The 12,302-nt window shown below is 68.5% G+C and carries 9 protein-coding genes; 5 read left to right on the top strand and 4 right to left on the bottom strand.

What is annotated here, in order from left to right:
• Nucleotides 1–4: 4 nt before the first annotated feature.
• Nucleotides 5–1,879 (top strand): diguanylate cyclase, encoded by a 1,875-nt coding sequence (locus ACFVTM_RS02820; RefSeq protein ID WP_390201846.1) that lies wholly within the window; start codon nt 5–7, stop codon nt 1,877–1,879.
• Here ACFVTM_RS02820 and ACFVTM_RS02815 read toward each other — a convergent pair.
• A complete protein-coding gene (locus ACFVTM_RS02815; protein ID WP_390202098.1) occupies nt 1,876–3,009 on the bottom strand; it encodes an acyl-CoA dehydrogenase family protein in 1,134 nt (377 codons plus the stop codon). The genes ACFVTM_RS02820 and ACFVTM_RS02815 overlap by 4 nt on opposite strands.
• Nucleotides 3,010–3,302: 293 nt before the next feature.
• Between ACFVTM_RS02815 and ACFVTM_RS02810 the strand changes: the two genes are divergently transcribed.
• From ACFVTM_RS02810 to ACFVTM_RS02800, 3 genes are all read left to right on the top strand, one after another.
• Nucleotides 3,303–5,051: an AMP-binding protein gene (locus tag ACFVTM_RS02810; RefSeq protein ID WP_390201845.1), complete on the top strand. Its 1,749-nt coding sequence runs from the start codon at nt 3,303–3,305 to the stop codon at nt 5,049–5,051.
• 2 nt (nt 5,052–5,053) lie between these two features.
• The gene (locus ACFVTM_RS02805) at nt 5,054–5,560 is read left to right on the top strand and encodes a MarR family winged helix-turn-helix transcriptional regulator (RefSeq protein WP_390201844.1); all 507 of its coding nucleotides are present in this window, start codon (nt 5,054–5,056) and stop codon (nt 5,558–5,560) included.
• A 264-nt stretch (nt 5,561–5,824) separates the two neighbouring features.
• A complete protein-coding gene (locus ACFVTM_RS02800; RefSeq protein ID WP_390201843.1) occupies nt 5,825–7,138 on the top strand; it encodes an MFS transporter in 1,314 nt (437 codons plus the stop codon).
• 3 nt (nt 7,139–7,141) lie between these two features.
• Here ACFVTM_RS02800 and ACFVTM_RS02795 read toward each other — a convergent pair whose 3' ends face one another.
• The gene (locus ACFVTM_RS02795; RefSeq protein ID WP_390201842.1) at nt 7,142–7,366 is read right to left on the bottom strand and encodes a hypothetical protein; all 225 of its coding nucleotides are present in this window, start codon (nt 7,364–7,366) and stop codon (nt 7,142–7,144) included.
• 447 nt (nt 7,367–7,813) lie between these two features.
• Here ACFVTM_RS02795 and ACFVTM_RS02790 point away from each other — a divergent pair, with 447 nt between their 5' ends.
• Nucleotides 7,814–10,987 (top strand): bifunctional cytochrome P450/NADPH--P450 reductase, encoded by a 3,174-nt coding sequence (locus tag ACFVTM_RS02790; protein WP_390201841.1) that lies wholly within the window; start codon nt 7,814–7,816, stop codon nt 10,985–10,987.
• Here the strand turns inward: ACFVTM_RS02790 and ACFVTM_RS02785 are convergent.
• Together ACFVTM_RS02785 and ACFVTM_RS02780 are read right to left on the bottom strand one after the other, a co-directional pair.
• Complete coding sequence (locus tag ACFVTM_RS02785; RefSeq protein ID WP_390201840.1) at nt 10,891–11,394, bottom strand: hypothetical protein; 504 nt, start codon at nt 11,392–11,394, stop codon at nt 10,891–10,893. The two genes, ACFVTM_RS02790 and ACFVTM_RS02785, sit on opposite strands and share 97 nt — an antisense overlap.
• 87 nt (nt 11,395–11,481) lie before the next feature.
• Nucleotides 11,482–12,261, bottom strand: a complete 780-nt coding sequence (locus ACFVTM_RS02780; RefSeq protein ID WP_390201838.1) for an enoyl-CoA hydratase — start codon at nt 12,259–12,261, stop codon at nt 11,482–11,484.
• Nucleotides 12,262–12,302 lie beyond the last annotated feature (41 nt).

The following is a 12,302-nucleotide window of genomic DNA, read 5'->3' as shown; positions in this document are numbered from 1 at the left end:
GGCAATGACTAATTTCAGCCCGCTCAGCAGGGACGATGCCGATCCGTCGCCACTGCCTGAGATCCCGGCGCAGCTGCGGGCGGTGCTCAACGGGATACAGGCCCTCGTGGGCTATTGGGACAACGGACTGCGCAACCGACTGGCCAACGACGCCTACTGCGAGTGGTTCGGCTTCAGCCCCCAGCAGCTTCACGGCATGCACATCCGGGACGTGCTCGGGGAAGCCGTCCTTGAGGCCAACCGGCCGTACATCGAGCGGGCCCTCGCCGGCGAAGCGCAACAGTTTGACCGGACCCTTGTGGACCCTGCGGGCGAGTCCCGCTTCACCGAAGTGACCTACACCCCCGACACCCGCGACGGCGCCGTGCAGGGCTTCTTCGTCCAGGTCACGGACATCACGGAGCGGGTGCTGGCCGACCGGCGCCGGCAACGGGACATGGACCGGTACCGTGCCCTCGCGCGAAGCGTCCCCGGTGTCTTCGTGCTCCTCTTCGACGCCGAGCTGCGCTACCTGATCGCCGAAGGCCAGGAACTGGAGACGTTCGGCTACCGCAGGGAAGAGCTCGAGGGCCAGCGCATCCAGGACGTGCTCAAGGGCGATCTCGCCGCCGAACTCGAGCCGCGCTACCGTGCGGCCCTCGCCGGCCGCGAGGTCTCCTGGAGCCGGCAGATCGGCCACCGCACCTACCGGTTGAATGCCGGGCCGGTCTACTCCGACGAGGACGCCGCGGCCGGCATGGTGGTGGCGGTAGACGTCACCGAGCGCCTCCAGCAACAGCAGGTTTGGCGGGCCCTGCACGAATTGGCGACCGAAGTCGCCCGCAACGCGGCCCCCGAGGACATCTCCGAGCGGGTCGCCGCGATCGTCCGCGGCCTGTTCAACGTCGATTCCGCCGCCGTCGTCCGTTTCACCGGCGCCTCCTCGGCGGAAATCGTCGCCATGGCCCCGACGCTGCCGCCGACGCTGAGCCGTCGGCAGATCTTCGCACCGACGGATGAATCGGCCACCGTCCGGGTGGCGGTGACCGGCAAACCGGCCCACGTCGTCTACCGGCCGGAGGGCGGACAGGTTGCGGAGCAGATGCGCGCCGGCGGCTTCCAGTCCGCGGCGGCGGCGCCGATCCGCGTCCGCGGCAGCCTGTGGGGCGCGGTAAGCCTGACTTCGAAGTCGCGCACCGGGGTCACGGAAGCCATGATGGAGCGGCTGGCCCAGTTCGCGGAGCTCGTCGAAATTGCCATCGGCAACACGGAGGCCCGGACCGACCTGGAGCAGCAGGCAACGACCGATGCCCTGAGCGGCCTGCCCAACCGGCGGGCCCTGGAACGGCACCTCGCCGAACAGGTTGCGGTGGCCGGGAGCCGTGGGACTTACCTGAGTGCGATCGTCCTCGATATCGACCACTTCAAGCGGATCAACGACACCTACGGCCACCTGATGGGCGACGTCGTCCTGGCGGAGGTCGCCGCGAGGCTCCGGACGGTCGCCCGCAGCAAGGAGATCGTGGCCCGGTTCGGCGGCGAGGAGTTCGTTTGGCTGCTCCCGGAGACCGACGGCGCCGAGGCCCTGCTCGCCGCGGAACGTGCCCGGAAGGCCATCGCGTCCGAACCGTTCGGGGACGCCGGTTACCTGACGATCTCCGCCGGGGTTTGCGAGCAGCGCGACGCCACTGCAGGCTCCCTCCTGGACTGCGCGGACCGGGCTCTGTACGAGGCCAAGAACGGCGGCCGCAACCGCACGTCCCGATACGGCCACCCCACCCCCGCCGCCGCCCAGTCCACCCCGGCAAGGCAGTCCACCCCGGCAGGGCAGGCGCCCGACGCCACTGAACCGCGGGAAGCCCAAACCAAGCCGGAAGCCCGGACCACGCGGGGAGCCTAGACGAACGCCGACTTTCCCGTCACGGCCCGGGCCACGATCAGTGAATTGATTTCGTAGCTGCCCTCGTACGTGTAGAGGATTTCGGCGTCGCCGAAGAGCTTGCCCATCTCGTAGTCGCTGCTGATGCCGTTGCCGCCCAGGAGGGACCGGCCCATTGCCACCGAGGCGCGCGCCAGCCGCGTGGTGGTGGCTTTGGCCATGGCCGCCTGGACCATCTCGAGTTTGCCGTCTTCCTGGATTCTCGCCAGCTGGGCCATCAGGGCCAGCGAGGCGGTCGCGTTGCCCAGGATCTCGGCGAGCTGCTGCTGGATGAGCTGGAAGCGGGCCAGTTCCTTGCCGAACTGGCGGCGCTGGAGCGAGTAGGCGCGCGCGACGTCGAATGCGGCCAGCTGGATGCCGGCGCCCTGCCAGCCCACCCAGGCCCGCGAATCGCGCAGGAGCTCGTTGGCCTTGGAGAAGTCGGTGGCGCCGGGCAGCAGGTTGGCCGCCGGGATGCGGACCTCGTCGAGGACAATGTCGGCGTTCTGCATGATGCGCAGGCCGATCTTGTTGGCGATCTTCGTGGCGGTGTAGCCGGGACGGTCCGTCTCCACGATGAAGCCCTTGACGTGCTGGTCAGCGACGTCCCGGGCCCACACGAGGGCGAAGTCCGCGATGGTGCCGGCACCGATCCACCGCTTGGCACCGTTGATGACCCATTCGCCGCCCTCGAGCCGCGCGGTGGTTTCCAGGCCGCCGGCGATGTCCGAGCCGTGGTCCGGCTCGGTCAGGGCGAAGGCTCCGAGCTGGGTGAACGCGGTGAGGCCGGGGAGCCAGCGGGCCTTCTGCTCCTCCGAGCCCAGCTCGTCGATCATGCCGACGATCAGTTCGTTGTGGATGCCCACGAGCGCCGAGAGGGAAACGTCGGCGCGTGCCACCTCGACGTACATGAGCCCCTTGAAGAGCTTGGACGTGCCGTCCGTCTGCAAGCCGCCCAGGCCGTACTTGCCGAGTTCCGCCAGCAGCCCGAAGGGGAACTCCTCACGGTTCCAGTAGTCGATCGACGCGGCACGGACCCGGGACTGCAGGAACTCCCGGACCTCCTGGTAGCGGAGCTGTTCCTCCGGCGGCAGCAGGTCCACGATGTACATGAGGTCGGCGTCCGGAAACGGCGGCAGCGGCGCCGCCGCAACGGATGCGGTGTCTGCTGCGGCTGGAGCCAGCTGTCCGCCGGCACGTCCTTGTGGCTGCACGGGCACGATCCCTTCGTCATGCGCCGTCCGCAGAGCAGCGCCGCTCTTCCAAACCCTTGGATGTCCTAGTATATTGCACAGTGACGGGGATCACTAGGCAGGCGCCGCGCCGGGCCGGCGGGATCCCAGGCAACGGCGCCGGCGCCGGATTTTCCGGAAGGGCTGCGCCAGAGGACTTCGAAAGGTGCACCATGACCGTGACTGATGAGTTCCGGGCCGCGCGGGACCGGCTGCTGGCCCTGCGCGGGGACTACGAGGCTGCCCGCAGCGAATTCCAGTGGCCGCGCTTCGAGGAATTCAACTTCGCGCTGGACTGGTTCGACCAGCTCGCGGCAGACCCGGCCAAGGCGGACAAGCCGGCGCTGGTGATCGTCGAACAGGACGGATCCGCCACCCGGCGCAGCTTCGCGGATCTCTCCCGGCGCTCCTCGCAGGTGGCGAACTGGCTGCGCGGCCAGGGCGTGCGGCGCGGGGACCGGATGATCATCATGCTCGGCAACCAGGTAGAGCTCTGGGAACTCATGCTGGCCGGGATCAAGCTGGGCATCGTCCTGATCCCCACCACCACCCTGATGGGCCCGGCCGACCTCCAGGACCGGGTGGAGCGCGGCGGCGCGGCCTGGGCCGCCGTCGGAAGTGCCAACATCGCCAAGTTCGCCGACGTCGCTGGTGACTACAGGCTCATTGAAATCGGTGCGGGCGCAGCTAACCCCGCCGGGAATCCGGCCGCGGCCCCGGACGCGCTGCAGTACTCCGACGCGGCCGCCGCCGGCGTGGACTTCACCCCGGACGCCCCCACCCTTGCGGACGAGACACTGCTGCTGTACTTCACCTCCGGCACCACGTCCAAGGCCAAACTCGTGGAACACACGCACACCTCCTACCCGGTGGGGCATCTGTCCACGATGTTCTGGATCGGGATGGAACCGGGTGACGTGCACCTGAACGTGGCCTCGCCGGGCTGGGCCAAGCACGCCTGGTCCAACGTGTTCACACCCTGGATCGCCGAGGCCTGCGTGTTCATCTACAACTACGATCGCTTCGACGCCAGGGCGCTCATGGAACAGATGGACCGCGAAGCCGTGACCAGCTTCTGCGCCCCGCCCACGGTGTGGCGGATGCTCATCCAGGCGGATCTGACCCTGCTCAAGAACCCGCCTACCAAGGTGGTGTCCGCCGGCGAACCGCTCAACGCCGAGGTGATCGACCAGGTCCACCGCGCCTGGGGCCAGACCATCAGGGACGGCTTCGGACAGACGGAATCCACCGTGCAGATCGCCAACACCCCGGGCCAGCCGATCAAGATCGGCGCCATGGGCAAGCCGCTGCCCGGCTACGACGTGGTGCTGGTGGACCCCGCCACCGGTGAGGAGGCCGACGACGGCGAGCTCTGCCTGCGCCTGGACCCCCGCCCCGCGGGGCTCATGAAGGCGTACCACGGCGATCCGCAGAAAACGGCGGAGGCTTTCCGCGGCGGCTACTACCACACGGGGGACATGGCGAGCCGGGACGAGCGCGGCATCATCACATATGTGGGCCGCGGCGACGACGTCTTCAAGTCCTCCGACTACCGGCTCTCCCCCTTCGAGCTCGAGAGCGTGCTGATTGAACACCCGGCGGTGGCGGAGGCCGCCGTCGTCCCCTCCCCCGACCCGCTCAAGCTGTCGGTGCCGAAGGCGTTTGTGGTCCTGGCGGCCGGGCACCAGCCCGGCCCGGAGCTGGCCGAGGACATCCTGCGGTACTGCCGGGAGCATCTGGCACCGTTCAAGCGCATCCGCCGGCTGGAGTTTGCCGAGCTTCCCAAGACGATCTCCGGCAAGATCCGCCGCGTGGAGCTGCGGCACAGCGAGGAAGTGCGGCACGGCGGCGGGCCCATTCCCGAGGGCTTCGGCGTCGAGTACTCCGACTCCGATTTCCCCGGGCTCAAGGGTCAGGGCTGAGCGTGGGAACGCCGCTTCCGCGAGATCCGATCGCCGACGCCCGGCTGAACTGGGAGCGCCACGGCTGGTCCGACGTCGCCGCCCCGATGGCCGCCATCACCGCCATCATGCGGACCCAGCAGATTCTGCTGGGCCGGATCGAGGCCGTCCTCAAGCCCTTCGGACTGACCTTTGCCCGGTACGAGCTGCTGGCACTGCTCAGCTTCGCCCGCAGCGGGGCGCTGCCCATGAACAAGGCGAGCGCGCTGCTGCAGGTCCACCCCACCTCGGTCACCAATGCCGTGGACCGGCTCCAGGACGCCGGCCTGGTGGTCCGCTCGCCGCACCCCACGGACGGCCGCACCACCCTGATCGAGCTCACGCCGGACGGGCGCGCCCTGGCCAAACGCGCGACGGCGGTGCTCAACTCCGAGGTCTTCGGCCAGTCCGGCTTCGGCGACCAGGACGTGGACCAGCTGATCCGGATCCTGGGCACGTTCCGCCGGAACGCCGGGGATTTCAGCGGCTGACACCCCCGAGGATCAGGACAGCCGGCGTCATCCGCGAAGCCGAGCCAGAGCCTGCCTACGCCCTTGCCCTCCGGGCGGCGTGAGCCGATGAGGACACGCACATAGCGTTCTTCGCCCGTGGCGGCCGGGACGAACTCGTGGGCTTGGTCGTGACACTTTTAGGCCACGGCAAGGCGCTGTTTCGGTCCCCCGCCGGATCACACTATCCGAGATCCGAAGCAAATGCTTCAGTGTGTGGTTGACTGATCCCAAATTATTTCGACGGTGAAGGACGTCGTGGACGGCGAAGACCAAGAAACACTGACCGGGCAGCGCTCGCTCTGGAGGCACCGGGGGTTCCTGTTGCTGTGGGGTGCGGAGAGCATCAGCGAGCTCGGAGCACAATTCAGCATCCTCGCGCTGCCCCTGCTTGCCGTGTCCGTGCTGGGCGCGGACGAGTGGCAGCTCGGGGTCCTGAACGCCGCGGGCACGGCGGCCTTCTTCGTGGTCGGGCTCCCGGCCGGGGCGTGGGTCGACCGATGGCTCAAGCGGCGGGTGATGATCTTCGCCGACGTCGTACGGGCTCTGGCCATCGCCGTCATCCCGGTGCTGTGGTGGCTGGGGGCGCTGCAACTGTGGCATCTGGCGGCCGTCGCGGCGGTTGTTGGCATCGGCACCGTCTTTTTTGACGTGTCCTACCAAAGCTATGTGCCGGTTCTTGTGACCGGTCCTCAGGTGGCCGAGGCCAACTCAAAACTTGAAGCAAGCTTCCAGGTGGCCAGGATCGGAGGACCCGCCCTCGCCGGCGCCCTACTGGCCGTCGCCGCTGCCCCGGTGTTGCTGGTGTGGGATTCTTTGTCCTACGTCTTCTCGGGAGCCCTGCTGTGGCGGGTGAAAGACGGCGAAGTGCGCGCGGACCGGTCCACACGCAGGAGGCTCGCCAGCGAAATCGCCGAGGGCGTCCGGTACGTCGCACGGGAGCCGCTGATTCGACGGGTGGTCGGCACCACGGCAACGTCCAACCTGTTCGCCACCCTGACGTTCACGCTGCTGCCGCTGCTGGTGCTCCGGGATCTTCACCTTGGCGCGGCGGGACTTGGCCTTATCCTCTCGGTCGGGGCTGTCGGCGGGCTGCTCGGTGCCATCGCCACGCCCTGCCTTTCGCGCCGTGTGGGCGAGGGACGCCTCATTTCGGTCTCCGCAGTGGCCCTCTCCGTGATGCTGGCGCTGATTCCCTTGGCCGCAACGGCGCCGCAGTACGCCCTGCCGATCCTGCTGGCCGCGGAATTCTGCCAGTCGTTCGCAGTGATGACGTACAACATCACCCAGGTGAGCCTCCGGCAGCGCCTGTGCCCGCCGCAACTGCTCGGGCGGATGAACGCCTCGATCCGCTTCGTGGTGTGGGGGGTGATGCCGTTCTCCAGCCTTGGTGCAGGCTTGCTCGGAGACTGGCTGGGAATGCTGCCGACCATGTGGATCGCCGCCGCAGGAGCGCTCCTGGGCTGCGGCTTCGTGGTGTTCTCGCCGCTGACCGGGATGCGCAGGTTGCCTGCCGGTCCGCCCGCGGCGCAGGTTCCCCAGCGGGCAGATTCCGCCTAGTGCTCAGCGGGGCGCGTCGGGGTGGATGCCGCGGGTTTCGCCGCGCTCATGCCGGGACCGCAGCCAGTTTGGGCGGTAAACTCTAGGCAGCACCTTGGCGGTGGCGAGGGCCGCGTACATGACGGTATTGATGGCAACGAAGGTCGCCAGGATGGCGAACCACTCCGTGTTCAGGAGGGTCTGCGGGAAGAGAAGGCCCCTGGGGACGGGCCCGCCGGTGAGGCTCATGCGGACTCCTTGACTGTGTCGGCGGCGGGTGCAATTGTCCGCCACGACGATGATCCGTTCCGGGCTGTGGGACTGCGCCCGCAGCGAGGCGATCGTAGATGGCGGCGTCGTGCGGCGGCCCTTCCACTTGTGCCTGACCGCCCGCGGCGACGGCGGCCCACAGGAGCGCCACGGCGGTGCCGGCGATCACTGCAATGACCAGTCCTACTGTCCGGTGAAGTTGTCCCCTGCCCATCGGTCAGATCGTAGGAGCGATTCATCAGCATCACTTGTCACAAGGAAACCACCCGTCACAAGCTTGTGGTTGCCACCAGGACCACGTGCGGCGGGAGCCTATTTTGCCCGGAATCCTACCGGAGTATCGTGGTTCGAAGCCGGACAGTGCCGTCCGGTCAGGCAGCAATTAGTGCTCTCAGAGCCTCGATTGGCAATCGCCTAGGAGGGGCCATGACTTCGCCCAGCGTCCCCATACCGCAGCCTCCCCCGAAGCCGGTGGTCGGCAATTTGCCCGACATCGACTCCAGCAAGGGGATCCTGGGAATAGTCGAGGTGGCCGAGCGGTACGGCCCCATTGTCCGCATCCAGTTTTTCAACCGCAGCGTCATCGCCATCTCCTCCCAGGAGCTCGTCAACGAAGTGTGCGACGAGTCCCGTTTCGGCAAGGTGCTCGGCGTCTCCCTTCGGGAGGTGCGGGATTTCATCGGCGACGGCCTGTTCACCGCAAGGACAGAAGAACCAAACTGGCAGAAGGCGCACCGGATCCTGATGCCCGCGTTCGGGCCCGCGGCGCTGAAGCGGATGTTCAGCGGGATGGACGACATCGCCGAACAGCTGCTCCTGAAGTGGGAGAGGCTCGGCCCCACGGCCCGTATCGACGTTCCGGACAACACCACCCGGCTGACCCTGGACACGATTGCCCTGTGCTCGTTCAGCTACCGCTTCAACAGCCTCTACCGGGAAGAGCTGCATCCCTTCGTCGGGGCCATGGTCCGGTCCCTGGTCGAGTCCGGGAGCCGGGCGCGCAGGCTCCCGGTCCAGAACAAGATCATGCTCCGCCGGCGCCACCAGCTCGAGGAAGACCATGCCCTGATGTTCGAGGTCGCGGACCAGATGATCAGCGAACGCCGGCGCAACCCCAGCCCGGCGGGCAGCGAAGACATCCTGGACACCATGCTCAACGCCGCGGATCCGGTGACCGGCGAGCGGCTGGACGAGGAAAACATCCGCTATCAGATGGTCACCTTCCTGGTGGCCGGGCACGAGACCACCAGCGGCCTGCTCTCCTTCGCCCTCTACGAACTGCTCCGCCATCCCGCCGTCCTGGCCAAGGCACGCGCCCAGGTAGACGAGGTCCTCGGCACCGAGAGCGCCCGGTTCGAGCACCTGCCCCGGCTGGGGTACCTGGACCAGATCCTCAAGGAGACGCTGCGGCTGTGGCCCACCGCCCCGGCGTTCAACCTCGCGCCGTTCCAGGACACCACCCTGGGCGGCCGCTACGACCTTCCGGCGGGCCAGCCCATCCTGGTCCTTATACCGCTGCTGCACCGGGACAAGGAGGCGTGGGGCGAGGATGCCGAGATCTTCGATCCGGACCGGTTCTCCCCGGAACGGGCCGCGGAGATCCCCGCCAATGCCTGGAAGCCCTTCGGCAACGGGCAGCGCTCCTGCATCGGCCGTGGGTTTGCCCTGCAGGAGGCCATGCTCTTCCTGGCCAAGCTCCTGCAGCGGTTCGACGTCACGGCCGCGGACCCGGGCTATGAACTGCACATCAAGCACACCCTGACCATGAAGCCCGAAGGGCTGTTCATCCATGTGCGCCGGCGGGACGTCACCATCGCAGCCGGGCCGCCGGCCGCCGTCGAACATGCCCGGCAGGCGGAAGCGGCGGCCTCCGCGCCCAACGGCGTTCCGATCCGCGTGCTCTACGGTTCCAATGCGGGCACGTCCAAGGACTTCGCCCAGCGCATCGCCAACGACGCCGGACGGCGCGGCTACAGCCCCACCATCGGCCCGCTCGACGAGGCGGCCGGCGGATTGCCGTCGGAGGGACTCACCACCATCGTCACGTCCTCCTACGAGGGACAGCCGCCGGACAACGCCCGGAAATTTGTGGCCTGGACCGAGGGCCTGCAGGCGGGCAGTCTGGCGGGTGTGCGGTACGCCGTCTTCGGCAACGGCAACAAGGACTGGGCGCGAACGTACCAGGAGGTGCCCAAGGCCATCGATGCTCGGCTCGAGGCGGCCGGCGCCGCCCGGATCTATGCCCGGGGCGAAGCCAACGCCCGCGGGGACTTCTTCGGCGACTTCGAAGAGTGGTATGCCGGATTCTGGCCGGCCGTGGACGCCGCCCTCGGGCAGAGGACCAGCAACCCCACCGCACAGCCCCAGCTTGAACTGCAGTTCGTCGGCAACGTCCGGGACCCGCTGCTGCGCCAGAACGAGCTGGCCCTGGGCACCGTCGTGGCGAACCGGGAGCTGGTCGATCTGGCCAAGCCCGGCGCCCGGTCCAAGCGGCATGTCGAGATCGCCCTGCCCGAGGGGATGAGCTACCGGACCGGGGACTACCTGGCCGTGCTGCCGCTGAACCCCAGCACACTCGTGCAGCGCGCCCTGGCCCGATTCAGCCTCGACTACGACTCGCACGTCCAGCTAAGCATGGAACGGGGAGACACGTTCCTACCCACTGGCGCGCCCGTGGCCGTAGGCGAACTGCTGAGCAGCTACGTCGAGCTCGCGATTCCTGCCACCCGCATCCAGCTCGAGGACCTGGCCGATGTCGCGGCGGATCCGGCACACCGCGCCGAGCTTGAGGCCCTGGCCCAGGACCGCGGGCGGTATGCGGAGGAGATCCTGGACAAGCGGGTCTCGCTCCTGGACCTGCTGGAAACGTATCCGTCATGCCAGCTGTCGTTCACCTCGTTCCTGCAACTGCTGACCCAGCTGACCCCGCGGCGCTACTCCATTTCCTCGTCCCCGCTCTGGAGCCCCGACCACGCCACCTTGACCTTTGCCGTCGTCCAGGCCCCGGCGTGGTCTGGCCGCGGCGTCTTCGAGGGCGCCTCCTCCACCTACCTCGCCCAGGCCAGGCCCGGCTCACGGGTCGCGGTGACTGTCCGTCCCTCGAACGCGGCCTTCCACCCGCCGCCGTCGCTGGAGGTCCCGCTCATCATGGTCTGCGCAGGGACCGGGCTGGCGCCGTTCCGCGGCTTCGTCCAGGACCGGGCGCTGCGGGCCGAGGCCGAGGACACGACGCCGGCGCCCGCCCTGCTGTTCTTCGGCTGTCGGGCCCCGGACACCGACTTCCTCTACAGCGCGGAACTGGCATCGTGGGCAGAGCAGGCCAACCTTGATCTGCGGCCGGTCTTCTCCACCGCGCCCGAAGACGGCCTGAAGTACGTCCAGGACCGGCTGTGGGCAGACCGGGCCGACGTCGTCGAACTGGTCAAGCAGGGCGCCACGGTCTATGTCTGCGGCGACGGCAAGCACATGGCGCCGCAGGTCCGGGACACGTGCGTCCTGATCTATCAGGAAGCGACCGGCGCCTCTAAACCCGACGCCGAGGCGTGGATGGATGAAGTGGAACGCACGCACGGGAGGTACGTCGCAGACATCTTCACGTGACGACGGCGGCCCGGCCGCAGCATGATCGCCCAGCTGACGGCCAGCGCGCCGCGCTGCGAGCGGTGCACGAGCGCCCGCAGCCGGTCGACGGCCACGATCTCGAAAGCGGCTCCGGGCCCGCCCCAGTCCGCAATGACGTCACCCACCCTGAGGGCCTGGAGTGCCGGGTCAATGGTCCGGAGGGCCCGGCGCGCGGCCGGGATCAGTGCTTCGCCCCACCGTGGCAGGTACCAGCCGGAGCGCTCCTTGCCCAGCTGCACGATCCAGGGCCAGACGGCGTCGGGCAGCCCGGGCAGGTCGAAGCCGCGGTCCATCACCACGTCCGGGGCGGGGACCAGCGCGTCGCCCGGGACGAAGGCGCCGACCTCCTCCGGGGACGCTGCGACGCCCAGGAATCCGGTGGTCATGGCTGCCTCCCTGCCGGCCACGCCCCGTGCCCCAAACGCGCCGTGCCCCTAAAACGGTGGCCCCAAACACCGGTGGCCGGTATGGCCTCAGCGGTGGTTGAACTCCGGTTGGCGCTTCTCGGTGAAGGCAGCCATGCCTTCCTTCTGGTCCTCGGTGGCGAACAGCGAGTGGAACACCCGCCGTTCGAACAGCACGCCCTGGGCCAGCCCGGTCTCAAAAGCCGCGTTGACCGCTTCCTTGGCCACCATCGCCACGGGCTTGGACTTGGAGGCGATCACCCCGGCGGCCTTCAGGGCTTCCTCGACGACGTCCGCGGCCGGGACCACGCGGGACACCAGGCCCGCGCGTTCGGCTTCCTCGGCGTCCATGAAGCGGCCGGTCAGGATCATGTCCATCGCCTTGGCCTTGCCCACCGCGCGGGTCAGCCGCTGCGAGCCGCCCATGCCCGGGAGCACGCCGAGGTTGATTTCCGGCTGGCCGAATTTGGCGTTGTCACCGGCGATGATGAAATCGCACATCATGGCCAGCTCACAGCCGCCGCCCAGCGCGAAGCCGGACACGGCCGCCACGACCGGGATGCGGAGCCGGGTGAAGTCCTCCCAGCCGCGGAACCAGTCCGCCGCGTACATGTCCATGTAGCCCTTGGACTGCATTTCCTTGATGTCCGCACCGGCGGCGAAGGCCTTCGCCGAGCCGGTCACCACCACGGCACCGACCTCCGGGTCCGCGTCCATCGCGGTGACGGCCCCCACCAGCTCGTCCATTGTGGCCTTGTTCAGGGCGTTCAGGGCCTCGGGCCGGTTGAGCGTCACCAGGCCTACCCGGCCGCGGCGCTCCACCAGGATGTTCGCGTACTGTTCCGTCATAAAAGTGGTCCCCTTCGGTGGTACTGGTTGCGGGCCCGGCG

Source organism: Arthrobacter sp. NPDC058130 (assembly GCF_042884475.1).
Lineage (GTDB): Bacteria > Actinomycetota > Actinomycetes > Actinomycetales > Micrococcaceae > Arthrobacter.
The sequence above is the reverse complement of the archived record's forward strand: the minus strand, read 5'-3'. Positions and strand labels throughout refer to the sequence as shown.

What these genes read in the sequence shown, in the direction of transcription:
- ACFVTM_RS02795 (WP_390201842.1), bottom strand. Translation starts at nt 7,366, where the DNA reads ATGAGCCTCACCGGCGGGCCCGTCCCCAGGGGCCTTCTCTTCCCGCAG.
- ACFVTM_RS02785 (WP_390201840.1), bottom strand. Translation starts at nt 11,394, where the DNA reads ATGACCACCGGATTCCTGGGCGTCGCAGCGTCCCCGGAGGAGGTCGGC.
- ACFVTM_RS02815 (WP_390202098.1), bottom strand. Translation starts at nt 3,009, where the DNA reads ATGTACATCGTGGACCTGCTGCCGCCGGAGGAACAGCTCCGCTACCAG.
- ACFVTM_RS02790 (WP_390201841.1), top strand. Translation starts at nt 7,814, where the DNA reads ATGACTTCGCCCAGCGTCCCCATACCGCAGCCTCCCCCGAAGCCGGTG.
- ACFVTM_RS02810 (WP_390201845.1), top strand. Translation starts at nt 3,303, where the DNA reads ATGACCGTGACTGATGAGTTCCGGGCCGCGCGGGACCGGCTGCTGGCC.
- ACFVTM_RS02780 (WP_390201838.1), bottom strand. Translation starts at nt 12,261, where the DNA reads ATGACGGAACAGTACGCGAACATCCTGGTGGAGCGCCGCGGCCGGGTA.
- ACFVTM_RS02820 (WP_390201846.1), top strand. Translation starts at nt 5, where the DNA reads ATGACTAATTTCAGCCCGCTCAGCAGGGACGATGCCGATCCGTCGCCA.